Here is a 17,440-nt window from a genome sequence, read left to right as displayed (position 1 = left end):
CCCGGGCATTTATCGTGTTCTGTTTTTCGTCTGTACAAGTGCGTCTATTCCACATCCTCCGACACATCTGCCAGGGCGCTGTCCACGCCTCCGAGAATGGCCTGTGCCACATTTTCATCCATCTGCATCTTCCAGCTTGTCCCGTCATTGACCAGAGTAATGTCCACGTCCCGTGTGGTGGAGGCATTGTTCTTCTCTATACTTTCCAGAAGAAGCTGTCTTTCCTTCTCACGGCGCCCCTCGGCTCCTCCTGCCATGGCCTGGGAAGTCTGCAGCCATCCGGAAAGCTGTTCCTGGTAAGAAGCCACAATACTTTTGAAATCACTGCTGGTGATCTGAACTTTCACCTGGGCGTTGCGCTCATCCTTTTTTGCGTCCAGGATCTTAAAATCAAAACAGGCACGGATCTGTTCCGCCATGGCATGCGCAATGGAGCTGCTGTATGTGTCATCCGTATCCAGAAGGCTGTCCAGGGACAGATAGATGTTAAGCTGTTCCGTGTCAAAATCTTTGATGGTGCCAAAGTGTATTTTGACTACTTCCTCAGGGGGCAGAAGATTGGAATCAGCCATGTAGGAGAGAAAACCGCCGGTGATCTGATTGTCCAGGTTCTCGTCATAAACAACATGCCACGTCTCTTCTTTTTGCCTGAGGGTCAGGTCAAAGGTGGTATCCACCAGTTTATAATCGTTCTTTTTCAGCGTCTCTCCGAGCAGCAGGTAAGAATCCTTCAGTGAAAATTCCACCTGACTGGGATTGGCGTCGCAGGTAATCCGTTTTTTCAGCGCAGCGGCAGTGTAATCCTCTGCCAGTGCATGGGCATCCAGGTTGGTGATGGTGACAGTGGCGCCCGCCTTTTTATTTTTGAGTTTGACATTGTCTATGGTGTAAGAGAAATCTTTAAAATACCGTGAAAAGATTTTGACAATGTCAGGGTCCACATTTTCCTCCCCGTTGTCTGTGTCAGGGAAAAGCTCATGGACGGAGAGATATTTTTCAATGGTCTTTTTATCCGGGCTTTTCAGCTGGTCAAGTTCCGCGGAAACTGCCTCCTTGACCGCGCGCTCCTCCTTGCTCTCGCATCCTGCAAGCAGCAGGGCAGAAGTCAGGAAAACCGCGGCATACAGCCATTTCTTATGTCGAATCTTCATGTGTCATCTCCTGTTTGCGGAAGTTACCGTATTCGTTTAGTTTACCAGAAATGACGAAAAAGTCAACTTTTTAAGAAAAGTGCCTGTATTTTCTATTTGAGAAGTTCCGGTTCCAGTTTTTTGATATGGGTTTCCAGGGTGTTGTGGTCCACAAGGGCAGGAACAACGCCCTGCCTGGATACACAGAAACCTGCAGCATACGTGGCGATCCGGATGGACTTTTCCAGAGAATACCCCTCGATCAGGAAAGAGGCCAGAGCTGAGATAAAAGCATCCGCACCGCCGGTGGTATCAATGGAAATGAAATCCGCAGCCGGAAAATACTTTGCGTTATCCTCGGTTTTCAGATAACAGCCTTCATGTCCAAGCGTAATGATCACTGTCTTGATCCCTTTCTGGTAAAAGTATTCGGCCTGTTCCTCCACTGTATTGTACTTGGGACACAGGGCGGCCGCTTCCTTACGGTTGGGGATAAAGATATCTGTATTCTGCAGAAGCTGTTCCGGTATGGATTTCAGGGCAGCGGGCTTTACAATATTTTTTGCCCCGTATTTCCTGGCAGTTTTCGCTGCCTCCAGAACGGTCTGAATGGGAATCTCAGTGGAGAGCAGACAGAAGCCGGCATTTTCAAAGAGATGCTGCCGTTTCTGTATGTCTGCCGGGCTCAGATTGCCGTTTGCTCCGGACATGATCGTGATGGTTCCCTCGCCGTCCCGTTCAATATAGATATATGCCTTCCCGGTCTGCGCCTTCATATCCCTGTGCACACCCTGGGTTGCCACCTGTTCTTTCTCCAGGATATCGAAAATAAAGGTGGAATCCGTGTCATTGCCGATCTCCCCTATGAGAGAAACTTCCCTTCCAAGCTTGGCAGCGCCAACAGACTGGTTGGCTCCTTTGCCTCCCAGTGTGGTGGTGGAACTCAAGATCGTGGTGGTCTTTCCCGCCTGGGGAAGCCAGTCAACATTGAAGGTGATATCCGTGTTGATACTGCCAACCACTACGATCTTCTTCCCGCGGAAGAAGGAAGGAATGTCAAGGCTGTCCTCGTTGTCGAAATCGCACTGTGAGACAAAAGTATATTCCGGTTCTGCCGTCTCTTTTTTCTCACATTTCTGGATCAGATTCCTGCACACATAGTAACCGAACTCCCGGTAAGGGATTTTGATACTGGATATATGAGGGAAAGAGATTGCTTCCCGCACATCATCCTTTAAGCTCACCAGGGACAGGTCCGAGGGCACGTAATAGTGCAGTTTATCCATCTGCTCGTACAGGATCAGGGAGGAGGCAAAATGCGAGCTGACTATGCCTGAAAAACCATGGCTCAGTATCCTGGAGCAGCAGGCCGGGTCAGAGATGTAAAGCTTCATCTTTTTATGATAGGGGATCTGATTGTCAAAGAGACATTTCTTGAATCCCTCAAACACCATGCCGGAACGCCTGCTTTTTTCCTTCACGAGACAAGCGATCTTGCTGTGTTTATACTCCAGCAGTTTCTGCGTCAGGACGTATCCCATTTTTTCAAAATCTATATTGTAGGCAGGCAGGGTATAAGGAGCGTTGATATAGCTGACAGATATATTCTGTTCGGCAAAGTAATGCTCATGCTGGGGACTGTTCTCATCCACCGGCTCCCAGATCACACCGTCCACATTGTTTTTGCACAGAGATGTAATGTGCTTTAACTCTGTATCCGCGCTGTTCAGACTGTCCAGGAGCAGTACATTATATCCTTGTTCCTGGGCGGCCTGCAGGATGCCGTTCAGCATCAGGTTGGTCTGTGAGGCAGTGCGCAGCAGAACGCCCAGCAGAAAGCGCTTCGCATTGGATATATTTTTTACCATGCCGTAAGGTGTGTAGTTGTATTCTTTTACAATTTTCAGTACCCGGCTGCGGGTCTCAGGGTTGATATTCTGGTCTTTGTTGTTAACGATTTTGGAAACCGTTGAAATAGAGACACCGGCCAGGCTGGCGATTTCTTTGATTGTCATATGAGATCCCTCTTTTACCATTATTTTCTCTAATTATGAAGGATAGAGAGGGATTTGTCAATGGAAAATGCATCACATATATGTGCAATATGCATAAGAAAACTTTTTCCTAAATAGTTTTATTTCACAAAAAATAGAAAAACTATTGACAGTGCACAGAGAGGGCTGTACAATACATGCATAGGAAAACAATTTAAGAAATGGTTTTCTTAATAAATTTGATGGAGGTAATAGCTTGGATAAACGGATTCTGATTATCGGAAGTTTGAATATGGACATCGTTATAGAAATGAAACGTATGCCGTTGATAGGGGAGACCGTTCTTGGAAAAAACCTTACATATGTACCCGGAGGAAAAGGAGCGAATCAAGCATATGCAGCAGGTAAACTTGGCGGAAAAGTAACCATGCTCGGATGCGTCGGAGATGACAGCCTGGGACAGAAACTAAAAGACAATCTTGCGAATAGCGGAACGGATGCATCATATATCAGAAATATAGAAGGCAAGCCAACGGGTACGGCAATTATCTATGTAAATGACGATGGTGATAACAGCATAGTGGTTATCTCCGGTGCAAATGAAGCCTGTGATGTTGAGTATTTAAAACAAAATGAAGCTTTATTTGCAGAATGTGACTATGTCATGTTTCAGATGGAAATTCCCTATGAAACCATTTTTTATGGTATCAGAAGGGCAAAAGAGCTGGGAAAGACCGTGGTCTTAAATCCGGCACCGGCACCGGATGGCCTGCCCGAAGATATTTGGGGGAAAATTGATTACCTGACCCCCAATGAGACAGAATTGTTAAAACTGACAGGACAGCAGGAAATGACCATGGACAACATCAGAAACGGTGCACATGCTCTGCTTGAAAAAGGTGTGAAAAATATCCTGGTTACCCTGGGAGACAAAGGCGTATTATTTGTCAATGACAGGAAAGAAAAATTATTTCCGGCCAGAAAAGTGACCGCTGTGGATACAACAGCGGCGGGGGACTGCTTTAATGGCGCATTTGTCACCGGTCTGGCAGAGGAAATGAGCTTTGATGAGGCGATCGTATTCGCAAATATGGCATCCTCTCTGGCAGTTACCAGAAAGGGGGCACAGAGTTCCATTCCGGGCAGGGAAGAACTGGAGGAACTCAGTAAAAGGAAGAGTAACGCGGGTCTCTGATTTTGCGGGAAGCAAAATTAAAATAGAGAAAATATAATGTATTCTAAGGAGGAAAGTTATGAAAAACATGAAGAAATTTTTAGCGTTATGTTTGACGGGGGCAATGGCAGTATCCATGGCAGCGTGCGGTTCGTCGGGGGATGACAAAGCAGCCGGAGAGGATGATAAACAGACAGAGAGCACAGCAAAGACCGATGATGACAAGGACGCCAAGGACAGCAAAGACAAAGAAAAGCTGGTGATATCCTGTTATCTGGCAGATGACAACCAGGTTGCAGTACGTGAGAAATACATTGATGAACCTTTAAAAGAAGCATTTCCTGACGTGGATATCGAGATAAAAATGTACAGCGACAGGCAGAGCCTTCAGGTAGAGGTTGCCGGCGGCGGCGGACCGGATATCCTGGATTTGGACGGTCCTACCGATGTTGCGGAATTTGCAAAGGCTGACAGAGTGCTTGATTTAGGCAAATATGCAGATCAATACGGCTGGAAGGATATGTTTTATGACTGGGCTTACAACAGCTGTTTCTATAATGAAAAGCTGTATTCACTTCCTACTTCTTTTGAAGGTATGGTAATGTACTATAACATGGATGTTATGAAAGAGAATGGCTGGGAAGTACCGAAGACACAGGACGAACTGGTAGAGCTGATGAAGAAAATACAGGAAAAAGGTATTATTCCCATCGCCTTTGGCAACTCCAACTATCAGGGTGCTGTAGACTGGCTGTATTCAACATTCACAAGCTGTTACGGTGGTCCGAAAGCTGTGAAAGCTGCTATGGAAGGAACCGGAAAATATACAGACGAACCGATCAAAGAATCTATCCAGACTATGGTTGACTGGTGGCAGGAAGGATGGCTCGGTGATAAAGCATCTCAGTCTATCACAAATGAAGATATGGTCGCTTTCTTTGCAGAAGGACGCGCAGCTATGATGATTGACGGAACATGGGCTTCTAACCAGCTTATAGCTACATATCCGGATTGTAACTGGGATTCCGAAATGATGCCTCAGAAAGAAGACATTGGCGAGATTCTTCCATTTGCTACAGGCGGTGGTTATTCCATCAATGCAAACTCCAAAAACCCGGATCTGGCTGCAGAAGTGTTGAATTATCTGTTTACCTCCCTTGACAGACATTATCAGTCCATCAATGAGGCAGGATATCAGCCATACCCGCTGAAAGAGTTTGATATTGCCAAACTGGAAGGAATGGATGAGAAACTGTTAGATCAGTATAAACTACTTATGGATGCACAGAAAAACAACCAGATCGGTTATTGTTCCTGGACGTTCTACCCATCTGAGATGAGGGTTTATATGAATGAGAATACGGATGCATTATTCCTTGGTTCACTTACCGTGGATGATTATCTGGCCCAGGCGCAGACGTATATAGATACCGCAATTGCTGACAATACGATTCCGGTATTACCGTAATAGCAGTGGAACAGTAACCATAAAAGTGATTAAGTAACTTGGAAATACCGTGCAGCCAATCTTCATGTAAGGAGGTACGCACTGCATGGAGGTGTTGGCTGTACGGTATTTTTTATGAAAGAAGACTTTACAGGTGGTGGAGAGATGAATACAGTTAAAAAAAGACATATGGTACCATACCTATTTATACTTCCCGCATTTATTATCCATGCATGCATTGTTACAGGACCAGCTTTAAGTACACTGGTGATGTCTTTGTTTGACTGGAATGGAATGGGAAACGCAAAATTCATAGGATTTAAAAACTTTTCGGAAATTTTTAAAGATCCGTTAGTAAAACTATCCGTAGTACATAACATTCAGTGGCTGCTTATTTTCATTACAGTTCCCTTGATCCTGGGATTTATCGTTGCAATCATAGTGAGTCAGCTCCGCAGATCCCAGATGTTTTTCAGAACGATTTACTTTATTCCTTATGTTATATCCGCTGCAGTGGCAGGTAAAATCTGGACTGCTTATATGAATCCATATTATGGATTTAATCAGGTGTTTGCCAAAGCCGGCTGGACAGAGCTGTCAAAGGTACTTTGGCTTGGAAATCCTAAAATTGCATTGTTTGCTGTGGCATTTGTGGACAACTGGCATTGGTGGGGATTCATAATGGTTCTCTTCTTAGGCGCATTACAGCAGGTAGACCCTACTTTATATGAGGCAGCCAGAGTTGACGGAGCAAACCGTTTCCAGGAATTGATTCATGTTTCGATTCCGGGAATCAAACAGACAATAGCATTTGTATTGATTATGACAATAATGTGGTCATTCTTGACCTTTGATTACGTATATATTATGACAAACGGCGGACCTGCTAATGCCACAGAAATCATGTCCACCTATATTTACAAAAACGCCTTTGTGAAATACAGGGCAGGTTATGCCAATGCTCTTTGTGTAATACAGAGTGGTATATGTGTGATTTTGTACTTCCTTCAGAAATACATCAGTAAAAAAGGAGGGATGGAAGATGAATAGTGGAGTGAAAATCGGGGCAAAATATAAGATTTCATCTTTTATCAAATATGTATTTTTAATTATCATGGCATTGTTTGCAGCAGTTCCGCTATTTCAGGTTTTCATAAATGCATTCCGTACAGACCGGGAATGTAAATCAATGCCGCTGGGTCTGCCGAAAGAATGGGTTTTTAACAACTTTCAGGAGACGTGGCAGATAGGCGGATATGCCACTGCTTATTTCAACAGTCTGCTCACAGCCTTTGTAGTAATTGTTGTGGTGCTTGTTGTGGTTGGTCTGGGAGCGTATTCGATCAGTAAACTGGAGTTTAAGATGAGAGGCTTTTTTACAGCATACTTTTTCGTGGCAATCTCTCTTCCTGGATTTTTGTATATTGTCCCGGATTACTTTGTTATGAATAAACTGGGCCTGGTAGATACCAGATGGAGTTTGATGATCGTGTATACTGCAATGCAGATTCCGTTTAATATGCTGCTGCTGAGGACCTTTCTTGCCGGTATTCCCCGTGAACTGGAGGAGGCAGCCAAGATTGACGGATGTAATGAGTTGAACAGCTTTTTGAGAGTGACACTGCCCATTGCTAAGCCCATGTTTCTCACAATTGCGATTTTAGTTTTTGTTAATGTGTGGAATGAATTTTTGTGGTCTAACACATTTATCACATCAGAAGAGCTGAAACTTGTAGCAACACGTTTTGTTAAATTTACGGGAGAATATGGTTCCAATATGGCACGAATTTATACAGCCAGCGTTATAACCATTGCACCGGTTATTATTCTGTATCTGTTCTTCAGCCGTAAATTTATAGAAGGTATGACCAGCGGAAGTGTAAAAGGTTAATATTAACAGACTGCTCTATGGGAGGTTGAGTATGAAAACAGAGTTTATTGAAGGTATTTATGCAGGATGGCTTGCCAAGATCATCGGTATCCGCCTGGGTGCCCCGGTAGAGGGATGGACCTATGAAAAGATTAAAAACATCTACGGTGAATTAGACCATTATCCTGTAGATTACCACGAATTTGCTGCGGATGATGACAGCAACGGCCCGCTGTTTTTCCTGAGGGCACTGGAAGACGGACATCATGATTACGAACTGCAGGCACAGGATGTGGCAGAGGCCCTTCTGAATTATGCGCCGTTTGAACACGGATTTTTCTGGTGGGGCGGTTATGGGATATCTACTGAGCATACAGCGTATCTGAATCTGAGAAACGGGATTCCGGCTCCGCGAAGCGGAAGTATCGAACAAAACGGAAGTACAACGGCAGAACAGATAGGCGGACAGATTTTCATTGATACCTGGGGACTTGTGACACCGGGAAATCCGGATCTGGCAGCAAAATATGCGAAAGAGGCCGCCAGTGTGACACATGACGGAAATGGTATTTACGGCGGTATTTTTGTTGCTGTATGTATAAGCTATGCTTTTGTGGAGAAGGACATCAGGAAAATCATTGAAAAAGGTCTCTCTTATATTCCGAGAGAATGCGAGTATGCAAAAGTAGTGCGGGCAGTCATGGTATACTATGATGAAAACCCCGGCGACTGGAGGGCCTGCTTCCGGTACATATTTGACAATTACGGCTATGATAAATATCCCGGAAACTGCCATATCATCCCCAATATCGCAGTGATGATTCTGGCACTGTTATACGGGGAAGGTGACTTTACAGACACACTGAATATCTGCAATATGTGCGGCTGGGATACAGACTGCAACGTTGGCAACGTAGCGACGATCATGGGCGTGAGAAACGGACTGGACGGTATTAACTACGAAAAATGGAGAAAACCGATCAATGATTTCCTGGCCTGCTCAAGTGTTATGGGTTCCATGAATATTATGGATATCCCATATGGTGCCTCTTATATAGCGAAACTGGCATATGCTGTGGCGGGAGAAAAGATGCCGGAACCCTGGAATACGATTACGCAGAAGAGAATTGACAGCTGCCACTTTGAATATCCGGGATCTACCCACGCAATGCGTGTCCGGGTGGATGGACTGGATAAACGGGCAAGAAAAGACAGGGAATGTACGGTGATCAATACGGATGAATCTGCATATACAGGATCACGTTCCCTGAAATTTGTGGCAAAACACGTTGAGCCGGGAGAAAACGTATTTGTTTATAAAAAGACACACTACAGACCTGCAGATTTTCATGACAGCAGATACGATCCGTGTTTCTCTCCGCTTGTATATCCGGGACAGATCATCCATGGAAGTGCAATGATCCCCGAATATGGTGAGGATGCACTGGTGAGTCTCTACGTAAGAGACAGCAGGGCAGATAAAATCTATGAGGGAAACAGAGAAAATCTCTGCAAAGGCCAGTGGAAAGAACTGGAGTTTACCATTCCAAGCCTGGAAGGCGCCCTGATCGATGAGATTGGCTTATGTTTCCATGTGCAGGGTACCCATACACAGGTGTTTGATTTTGTGGGGCTTATAGATGACCTGTACGCGGATGGAAAAGCTGACTATTCCATTGATTTTGCCAATGAAACGGAAGAGCAGTGGACCGTTCTGCATAAAGAGATCAGCCAGTTTACAAAATTAAAAGGCCTGATGTATCTGAATGACGGGGAAATGCATTTGTCCTGTTCAGATTTTGCAGAAGCATATACCGGCAGACATGACTGGGGAGATTACAGGGCAAAATTCTTCTTTACACCGCTGACAGGAAAGCATCATATGGTAAATGTGAGAGTGCAGGGAGCCATTCGTTCTTATGCGGTGGGACTTCTTCCTGACGGCAAAGCGGCAATCCTGAAAAATGATAACGGATACCGTATTCTGGCAGAAACTCCATTTGACTGGGGCTGCGGGAAAGAATACTGCATCGATGTTCAGGTCATCGGCAACAAGATAAGCGCAGAAATAGAGGGCTGCTGTCTGGAGGCTGTAGACGAAGAGAAACCTTATCTTTTTGGAGCAGTAGGTGTATCCATGCAGAACGGAACACATGATAAATATAGAAAAATTGTAATATCAGATTGTTAACAGGGGGCAGATCAGGCAGAACATTTTGTTCTGCCTGATTTTTAAAGAAGATAATGGTTCTGTTGGCGAAATAGTTACAAAAGGAGAAGGCGTATGGAAGTATATGGTTTAGGTACATTGGCTATGGATGTTTTGATGAAGGTTGATAACCTTCCTTCAGAGGATGGATTCTGTATTGTGAAAAGTAATGACAGGCAGCCCGGAGGAAGCGGCACAAACGTGATCGTACAGCTTGCGAGGCTCTCAGCAAAATGTGGCTATATGGGGGCTGTGGGAGATGATGCGCTGGGAAAAGATGTTCTGAAAAGTCTCCGGGATGAGAACGTAGATACCAAGAGTATGATCGTTAAACCGGGAAAGATAACCTTGCATACAGATATTGTCATTGATGATGAGGGCAGAAAATTTATTATGCTCAATATGGGGGATGCCTTTGAAAGCCTGACAAGTGATGAATTGGATTATTCGGCCGTCTCTTCAGCAAAGGTTTTCTACACAGATTTACTGCCCAAAGAGCCTGCCATTACAGGACTTAAAAAAGCAAGGAAAGCCGGGGTGAAGACCGTCTTTAACATGCAGGTAGGCCTTGGCACCATGCAGGGACTGCATGTATCAAAAGAGGAGATATTATCAGCACTTAAGTTCACTGATATTTTTGCACCGTGCCGCGGCGGCCTGTACGAGCTGACAGGAACGACGGACTTAGATGCGTGCGTGAGATACCTCCGTGATTACTGTAAGGGTACTTTACTGTTCACCCTCGGAAAAGAAGGATCTGTTGCATATGATGAGCAGGACAGGAAGTATACGGTCAAGAGCTGTGATCTGGAAGTTGTGGATTCCACCGGGGCCGGGGATTCGTATATGGGTTCGTTTATCTATCAGCATTGTCTGAATGGCATGTCCATAGAGGAATCCATGAAATTTGCGACCATGTGCGCAGGGTATACGTGTACCGGAATAGGGGCCCGTTTTTCACCGGATCTGAAAACTGCTGAAACGTTTGTCTGGAAATGAGGTGCTGTGGATGAGGGAAAAATTTGACCAGGTAAAGGGAGGCTTCATCGGGATCGCTTACGGAGATGCTTTCGGAATGCCGGCAGAAATGTGGAGCCGGGAATTGATACAGAAAAAGCTCGGGTATATCAAAACCTTTCTTCCCGGACATCCGGATAACAGGATATCCGCCGGATTTGCAAAAGGTGAGGTGACGGATGACACGATCAACAGTATTTTGGTCACAGAGATGCTCAGTGAGAACGGGGGCAGGGTCGACGCGCAGGTTTTTATTAAAAAATTGAGGTATTGGATGAAACACTCGGATAAAAGTTCGGCAGTTGTAGGCCCCAGTACCGCAAAGGCTCTGGAACTGATTGAGGCCGGAACGCCGATGGAGGAAGCAGGAAGTACAGGGACCACCAACGGCGCAGCCATGAAAATCGTACCAATAGGTCTTCTTGCCGGGTATAACTGCAAAGAAGAGGTGGATTCCTGCCACTTGCTCCACCAGGTCATTGAATTGTGCAGACCCACACATTTTACTTCCTGCGCCATAAGCGCAGCATGTGCGATCGCGGCAGGAGCAGCGGCGGCTGTCCACGGAGAAAAAGATTTATCAAAAATTTATGAATATATGACGGAAATGGCAGAAAAGGGCAGTGCATATGGAAATTCCATTGGTTCACCGTCTGTAGCCTGCCGCATGAAAATGGCAAGACATTTTACAGAGCAGGAACCCCAAAAGGCACTTAAAGATATTTATGACTATGTGGGGACGGGAATTTCATCTGCCGAGAGTATACCGGCAGCAGCAGCTTTATTTTACTTGTCTGAAGGTGACCCTGCAGTGTGTGCCGAATACGCGGCCAATATAGGCGGTGATACAGATACCATTGCTGCTATGGCGTGTGGTATCTGCGGTGCCTATAAGGGAGCAGAAAGCTTTAAAACGGAGGATATTGAACTTTTAGAAAGAACGAATGCAATTTCGTTTACAGAACTGACTGAAAAACTGCTGGGAAATACCCCCTGCTGACAGGATACGGAAAGGGCACCTACATATACGTTGTAGATGCCCTTTCAGCGTAAAGAGAAATGATTACTCCTCGTCTTTATGGTTTCTCACATAATAAGCAAGCATAGAAATAAATTCTCCCGTGGTAGGCTTTCGCTGCAGCTCATACCCTGCGATATGATTCAGCAGCGCTCGGTTTCCTTCGTTCCAGCATGTGGTGATGACCGTACGAAGTGACCGTTCGATTCTTGTGCTGGTGGAATGGAAATGTTTCGCCACATCCGGATACAATTCTTTTGTTATGTAGAGCAGATATTCTTCATTTCTGACTGACAGTTCAACTGCGTAGATAAGGAAAGAATAGCCCCGATATATGGAGCAGATACCAAGACGGTGAACAAGACTTTCCACGTTCATAAAATACCCCCTTCGTTATATATTATTTTATTAATAATAAGAATAACTTAAAAAGTCATAAAAATATCTGATTAGATAAAAATAGACATAATCCGTTAAATAAAGCAATAATTCGACGAATTACGACAAAAAGACGACTGTTATATTATATACGAAATCAGAACACAAAAGATTACATAAAGATTTCAAAAGGTTATAAAAAGTTAAAAGACAGAATCTTTAAAATCTGTTATACTTTGTGTAAAGTTGTTTTCTTCAAAGTGCCTTCTTAAACAAATAGTATGTGAATTTTAAATTTAAAAACAGGGGGAAATATATGAATAAAAGAAATAAGATTTTAATCGGAGCAGGCATTGTGCTGCTGGCAGGCGTGATCGGTACGGGAATTTATATGCAGCAGCGGGGAAAAGGTGAGGACAAGAGCACAGAGCTGGCTTATGTGACCAGTGTCTCCTCCATGGATCCATCTTCCCAGGTTCAGAGACTGGCCGGTGTTGTGGAACCACAGAAGACATGGGAGATTCAGAAAAATGCAGAGCGGGAAGTAAAAGAGATCCTGGTGGAAGTGGGAAGCGAAGTGGAGGTGGGAACCGCCCTTTTTGTCTATGACACGGAGACACTGGAAGCAGATCTGCAGCAGGCCCAGCTGGATCTGGAGCGGGCGGACACCGATATGGAGAACCTGCGCAGTCAGATCGCACAGTTGGAAAAAGAAAAGAAATCCGCCTCAGAGGATGACCAGTTTTCCTACACGACCCAGATCCAGACAGCACAGATGGACCTGAAGAAAAGCGAATATGAACGGAAAAGCAAAGAAGTGGAAATATCACAGATACATGAAAAGATTGCCAATTCTTCTGTCACCAGTGAGATGCAGGGAGTTGTAAAAAGCATTAATGAGGGCAATGAGACAGATCCTTACAGCGGCAGTTCACAGGCATTTATGACTATTCTTGCAACCGGTGTTTACAGGGTAAAAGGAAAAGTAAATGAACAGAATATCGGCGCTGTTCAGGAAGGTGCAAAGGCAATCATCCGTTCCAGAGTTGATGAAAGCAAGACATGGACAGGTACGTTCACAGCGGTGGATACGGAAAACAGAGAGGGAAACAACAATAATATGATGTACGGAGGCGGCAGCGACAGCGGTGAAATGATGTCCTCCTCCTATCCTTTTTATATTAACCTGGACACCTCTGACGGCCTGATGCTGGGTCAGCATGTGTATATTGAAAATGACACGGGAATGGAAGAAAAAGAGGGTATATGGCTGGACGAAGGCTTTATCATGGACGCGGACAAGCAGCCCTGTGTATGGGTGGAAAACAAGGATGGAAAGCTTGAAAAACGTGATGTGACCCTCGGTGAACACGATGAAAATCTCTTCCAGTATCAGATAAAAAGCGGCCTGAAGGTAAGTGATTACATTGCTTTTCCGCAGGAGTTCTTAAAAGAGGGAATGAAGACAACACATGAAGAGATTCCCATGAGTAATCCGGAATCAATGCCTGCGGACGGTGAAATGCCGGAAGGTATGGATGGCCTGCCTGCAGACGGAGCAGATACACTTCCTGTTGAAGGGGAAGAAGGTGCTGCCGAAATGGAAGGCAATGCTTCGGAAGGTGAAGCCGGCAGTGCGGAAATGGAAGGAAATGCCCCGGAAGGTGAAGCCGGTGCGAAAGGCGCAGACGGGGCAGCAGTCCCAAGTCCGGAAGGTGAGGCGCAGTAGAGGGGAGGATGCAAATGAAGGCGAGAAATAAAAAAATCATCATTGCCGTCATCTGTGTCGGAGCTGCAGCGTTGGCCGGCACAGGAATCTGGTATGGTGTGAAGAAGATGGACCAGACGAAAGTAGATGTCTATCCCGTAGCTGATCTGAAGCAGCAGATCTGGGGTATGAGCACCAGTATAGACGGAACCATAACCTCCAGTGTGACACAGGAGGTTCATCTGATGGAAAAGCAGATGGTGGACCAGATTTATGTACAGGAAGGACAGGAAGTGGTTGAAGGAACGCCGCTTCTCTCGTATGACATGACACTGGTCAACATTGACCTGGAGATGGAAAAAATCAATAAAGAGCAGCTTCTGGTCAAGAAAAAGGGCCTGGAAAAAGAACTGGAAAAACTGAAAAATGCCGATATCATTCCTGACAGCCAGAAATCAGAGGATGACGATGAAGAAGGTTCCACCGGAAACATCATGGGAGCAGGCAGCAAAGCAGGCATCCTGCCTCTGGGAATGAAAGATGCAGGCTCAGGTATGGGCGGACGATGGGATGCAGCATTCAGTAAAATGGCAGTTTCCCAAAATACAAGAGCTGCCGCCGAATCCGGTGACCCGGATAACGCAGGTAATCCGGATAACCCGGACAACCCAGACAACCCGGACAACCCGGACAACCCAGATAACCCGGATAATCCAGATAACCCGGACAACCCAGATAACCCGGACAACCCAGATAACCCGGACAACCCAGATAACCCGGACAACCCAGATAACCCGGACAAACCAGATAACCCGGATAAACCGGAGAATCCAGATAACCCGGAGAATCCAGATAACCCGGATGATCCAGATAATCCGGATAAACCGGACAACCCGGATAAACCGGAGAAGCCGGTACCGTCCATGGTTTATGATAAACTTTACGGAGACATTACCCTTGAGACTATACCGGGCCAGAAAATAGAAAACGCCATTCCTTACAAGGGAACGGGCACAAAGGAAGACCCATACTACTATCTCTGCAAAAAAGATGTGAAGATCCAGGGTGCCTTTCTAAACCAAATCGCAGGATACGGAAATGCAGACACCAAAGAAAAAGAACCGGTATACTGTGTCCTGGAAGTCAGAGACAAGGGCGAAAAAGACGGATTTCTCATCGCAGCCCTGTACCTTGACGGAAGTAAAATAACAGAGAAAGTGGAACCGCAGAAATGGTACCTCACCCACCTTGGAACGTATACGGAGGAGGAACCGAAAACACCGGATGAAGAGATGCCGGACGGTGATCCGGATGGGGAAGAGTTCCCGGATGACTGGGATTTTATGGAAGAGGTTCCCCAGGATGATATCATAAACGGCTATACAAAAGATGAACTGGACAAAGCGATCACAGAGAAGAAAAAAGAGATAAAAACCGCAGAATTGGACATTCGCGGCAGCAATCTGAAAATCCAGAATGTTGAGAAAAAGCTGGAGAACCAGACCGTAGAATCCATTCTGAACGGCGTTGTGAAGAAGGTCGGAGACCCGAGCAAAGGGGAAGTGGACGGCGAGGCATTTCTTGTTGTGGAAAGCGCAGAGGGCAGCTATGTGAAAGGTCTGGCAGATGAGTATCAGCTTCAGCAGCTTCAGCCGGGTTCTGTCCTGACAGGATTCACATACGAATCAGGACTTCCCGTGGAGGCGGAAGTAAAAGAGATATCCAATTTCCCGTCCTCCAACAATATGTACGGTTACGGCAGAGAGGTATCATATTACCCCTTTACTGCCTATATCAAAAACAGCGACGGCCTTAAAAATATGGAGGGTGTCAGCCTGGAACTTCCCGCAGAGTCGGAGAATCCCGCAGGTCTTTACATCAGCAAGCAATTTGTGCGGAATAAAGACGGCAAGGATTTTGTCTACGTGGAGAACAAGGATCATCAGCTTGAAAAGCGGACGGTGCAGGTGGGAAAAAATTTCTACGGCAGTATGCTGGAAATTAAAAGCGGTCTCACAGAGGAGGACAACATTGCTTTCCCATATGGCAAGAAGGTAAAAGAAGGCGTCAAAGTAAGACATGCAACCATAGAAGAACTATATGGCATGTACTAGAGGAGGGAGGATAAAACATGGTAGAAAATATTAGATTGTCCTTCCAGGGACTCTGGGCACACAAGATGCGTTCTTTTCTCACAATGCTGGGCATAATCATCGGAATCGCATCCCTGATTTCCATTGTCTCTACGATCAAGGGAACCAGTGAGCAGATAAAAAAGAACCTGATCGGTGAGGGCGACAATGTTGTTGACATCACCTTAAACGAGGGCAGCAACATATATCAAATGGAGTATCAGGGGATTCCCCAGGGAGTGCCGGTTGCCACAGAGGAGCAGAAACAGCAGATCCTGGATCTGGACAATGTGGAGAATGCGTCACTCTACAGGCTGCGCCAGTATGCAGACAGCGTTTACTATCAGAATCAAAGCATGGAAGGCGGCAAAGTGCTGGGAGTGGATAAAGATTATCTGGACACCTGCGGATATCAGATCGTCCGGGGGCGCGGATTTTCCAAAAAGGATTTTGACAATTTCCGTAAAGTGATCCTGCTGGATGAAACTGCCTCCAACAACTTCTTTGAAAAGGGAAAGGAGATCGGCAAAACCGTCGAGATAAAAGGAGAGCCTTTTACGGTTGTGGGAATCATTAAAAAATCAGATGAGTACGAACCGGTCATTAACAGTATGGAGGATTACTATACATACTACAGCGATGACAGCGGCATGATCCTTATGCCGGATTCCACCTGGCCCATTGTCTATCAGTATGACGAGCCGCAGCAGGCGGTCATCCGGGCTGCCAGTCCGGAGGCCATGAGCAAAGCGGGCAAGAAGACAGCGGAAATACTCAACGCGTCCATAACATCCACCTCCGATTCCATCAAATACAAGGCAGAGGATATTATGGAGAAGGCAAAGGGCCTTCAGCAGATCAGTGAGAACACGAACCGGCAGCTTATCTGGATCGCCAGCATCTCACTTCTGGTAGGCGGTATCGGTGTTATGAATATTATGCTGGTGTCTGTCACGGAACGAACCGGTGAGATCGGCCTGAAAAAAGCCATAGGCGCCAACAAGCGCAGAATCCTGGGCCAGTTTTTGACCGAAGCGGCAGTGCTTACCAGTGTAGGCGGTGTCCTGGGTGTGGCGGCAGGTTTTATACTGTCAAAGGTTATCTCGAAGATTTCCCAGACGCCTATGGTCATCAGCATTCCCGCTGCAGCGGCGGCAGTAGTATTTTCTATGATCATCGGTCTGGTATTCGGACTGCTGCCATCTATAAAGGCAGCGAATCTAAGTCCGATCGAAGCTCTGCGGAGAATGTAAAAAGAATGTATAAAATAAAAAAACGGCAGCTTTTGATATGATACCTCTTAAGTAGACAATGGAAATAACCAAAAGCTACTTAGGAGGTATTTTTATGTCCAAATCACCAC

13 protein-coding genes are annotated in these 17,440 nt (G+C 45.7%); 10 read left to right on the top strand and 3 right to left on the bottom strand.

Annotated features, from left to right (window positions below; all coding sequences use genetic code 11):
* Positions 1–44: 44 nt before the first annotated feature.
* Together WMO65_RS14180 and WMO65_RS14175 are read right to left on the bottom strand one after the other, a co-directional pair.
* Entirely contained in the window at positions 45–1,151 is a 1,107-nt protein-coding gene (locus WMO65_RS14180) for a hypothetical protein (protein WP_148393444.1), read from the bottom strand.
* Positions 1,152–1,243: 92 nt separating this feature from the next.
* Positions 1,244–3,145, bottom strand: a complete 1,902-nt coding sequence (locus WMO65_RS14175) for a PfkB family carbohydrate kinase (RefSeq protein ID WP_148393443.1) — start codon at positions 3,143–3,145, stop codon at positions 1,244–1,246.
* Positions 3,146–3,380: 235 nt separating this feature from the next.
* Here WMO65_RS14175 and rbsK point away from each other — a divergent pair, with 235 nt between their 5' ends.
* From rbsK to WMO65_RS14140, 7 genes are all read left to right on the top strand, one after another.
* Positions 3,381–4,319: a ribokinase gene (rbsK, locus tag WMO65_RS14170; protein ID WP_033139712.1), complete on the top strand. Its 939-nt coding sequence runs from the start codon at positions 3,381–3,383 to the stop codon at positions 4,317–4,319.
* Positions 4,320–4,377: 58 nt separating this feature from the next.
* Positions 4,378–5,766: an ABC transporter substrate-binding protein gene (locus tag WMO65_RS14165; RefSeq protein ID WP_033139711.1), complete on the top strand. Its 1,389-nt coding sequence runs from the start codon at positions 4,378–4,380 to the stop codon at positions 5,764–5,766.
* Between the two features lie 114 nt (positions 5,767–5,880).
* Positions 5,881–6,795, top strand: a complete 915-nt coding sequence (locus WMO65_RS14160; protein WP_052098979.1) for a carbohydrate ABC transporter permease — start codon at positions 5,881–5,883, stop codon at positions 6,793–6,795.
* The gene (locus WMO65_RS14155) at positions 6,788–7,636 is read left to right on the top strand and encodes a carbohydrate ABC transporter permease (protein ID WP_052098977.1); all 849 of its coding nucleotides are present in this window, start codon (positions 6,788–6,790) and stop codon (positions 7,634–7,636) included. The genes WMO65_RS14160 and WMO65_RS14155 overlap by 8 nt, the downstream gene beginning before the upstream one ends.
* A 31-nt stretch (positions 7,637–7,667) precedes the next feature.
* Positions 7,668–9,806 (top strand): ADP-ribosylglycohydrolase family protein, encoded by a 2,139-nt coding sequence (locus WMO65_RS14150; RefSeq protein ID WP_148393442.1) that lies wholly within the window; start codon positions 7,668–7,670, stop codon positions 9,804–9,806.
* A gap of 93 nt (positions 9,807–9,899) precedes the next feature.
* Positions 9,900–10,823 carry a carbohydrate kinase family protein gene (locus WMO65_RS14145; protein WP_148393441.1) on the top strand — a complete coding sequence of 308 codons (924 nt, stop codon included), beginning with the start codon at positions 9,900–9,902 and terminating at the stop codon, positions 10,821–10,823.
* 10 nt (positions 10,824–10,833) lie between these two features.
* Complete coding sequence (locus tag WMO65_RS14140; RefSeq protein ID WP_103732868.1) at positions 10,834–11,841, top strand: ADP-ribosylglycohydrolase family protein; 1,008 nt, start codon at positions 10,834–10,836, stop codon at positions 11,839–11,841.
* 63 nt (positions 11,842–11,904) lie between these two features.
* Here the strand turns inward: WMO65_RS14140 and WMO65_RS14135 are convergent, their stop codons facing one another.
* Positions 11,905–12,237 carry a sporulation initiation factor Spo0A C-terminal domain-containing protein gene (locus WMO65_RS14135; protein ID WP_033139708.1) on the bottom strand — a complete coding sequence of 111 codons (333 nt, stop codon included), beginning with the start codon at positions 12,235–12,237 and terminating at the stop codon, positions 11,905–11,907.
* 316 nt (positions 12,238–12,553) lie between these two features.
* Between WMO65_RS14135 and WMO65_RS14130 the strand changes: the two genes are divergently transcribed.
* The 3 genes from WMO65_RS14130 to WMO65_RS14120 are packed head-to-tail and all read left to right on the top strand — an operon-like array spanning position 12,554 to position 17,330.
* Positions 12,554–13,966, top strand: coding sequence for an efflux RND transporter periplasmic adaptor subunit (locus WMO65_RS14130; protein WP_148393440.1), 1,413 nt, complete (start codon positions 12,554–12,556; stop codon positions 13,964–13,966).
* Between the two features lie 14 nt (positions 13,967–13,980).
* Positions 13,981–16,059, top strand: coding sequence for an efflux RND transporter periplasmic adaptor subunit (locus WMO65_RS14125; protein WP_243128850.1), 2,079 nt, complete (start codon positions 13,981–13,983; stop codon positions 16,057–16,059).
* Between the two features lie 17 nt (positions 16,060–16,076).
* Positions 16,077–17,330 (top strand): ABC transporter permease, encoded by a 1,254-nt coding sequence (locus WMO65_RS14120; protein ID WP_033139706.1) that lies wholly within the window; start codon positions 16,077–16,079, stop codon positions 17,328–17,330.
* Positions 17,331–17,440 lie beyond the last annotated feature (110 nt).

This window comes from Blautia caccae (genome assembly GCF_040095955.1).
GTDB lineage: Bacteria > Bacillota > Clostridia > Lachnospirales > Lachnospiraceae > Blautia > Blautia celeris.
The sequence above is the reverse complement of the archived record's forward strand: the minus strand, read 5'-3'. Positions and strand labels throughout refer to the sequence as shown.

Bases quoted from the DNA above. Each gene is read 5' to 3' on its own strand.
- WMO65_RS14180 (WP_148393444.1), bottom strand. From the start codon at position 1,151: ATGAAGATTCGACATAAGAAATGGCTGTATGCCGCGGTTTTCCTGACT.
- WMO65_RS14175 (WP_148393443.1), bottom strand. From the start codon at position 3,145: ATGACAATCAAAGAAATCGCCAGCCTGGCCGGTGTCTCTATTTCAACG.
- WMO65_RS14165 (WP_033139711.1), top strand. From the start codon at position 4,378: ATGAAAAACATGAAGAAATTTTTAGCGTTATGTTTGACGGGGGCAATG.
- WMO65_RS14160 (WP_052098979.1), top strand. From the start codon at position 5,881: ATGAAAGAAGACTTTACAGGTGGTGGAGAGATGAATACAGTTAAAAAA.
- WMO65_RS14155 (WP_052098977.1), top strand. From the start codon at position 6,788: ATGAATAGTGGAGTGAAAATCGGGGCAAAATATAAGATTTCATCTTTT.
- WMO65_RS14150 (WP_148393442.1), top strand. From the start codon at position 7,668: ATGAAAACAGAGTTTATTGAAGGTATTTATGCAGGATGGCTTGCCAAG.
- WMO65_RS14145 (WP_148393441.1), top strand. From the start codon at position 9,900: ATGGAAGTATATGGTTTAGGTACATTGGCTATGGATGTTTTGATGAAG.
- WMO65_RS14140 (WP_103732868.1), top strand. From the start codon at position 10,834: ATGAGGGAAAAATTTGACCAGGTAAAGGGAGGCTTCATCGGGATCGCT.
- WMO65_RS14135 (WP_033139708.1), bottom strand. From the start codon at position 12,237: ATGAACGTGGAAAGTCTTGTTCACCGTCTTGGTATCTGCTCCATATAT.
- WMO65_RS14130 (WP_148393440.1), top strand. From the start codon at position 12,554: ATGAATAAAAGAAATAAGATTTTAATCGGAGCAGGCATTGTGCTGCTG.
- WMO65_RS14125 (WP_243128850.1), top strand. From the start codon at position 13,981: ATGAAGGCGAGAAATAAAAAAATCATCATTGCCGTCATCTGTGTCGGA.
- WMO65_RS14120 (WP_033139706.1), top strand. From the start codon at position 16,077: ATGGTAGAAAATATTAGATTGTCCTTCCAGGGACTCTGGGCACACAAG.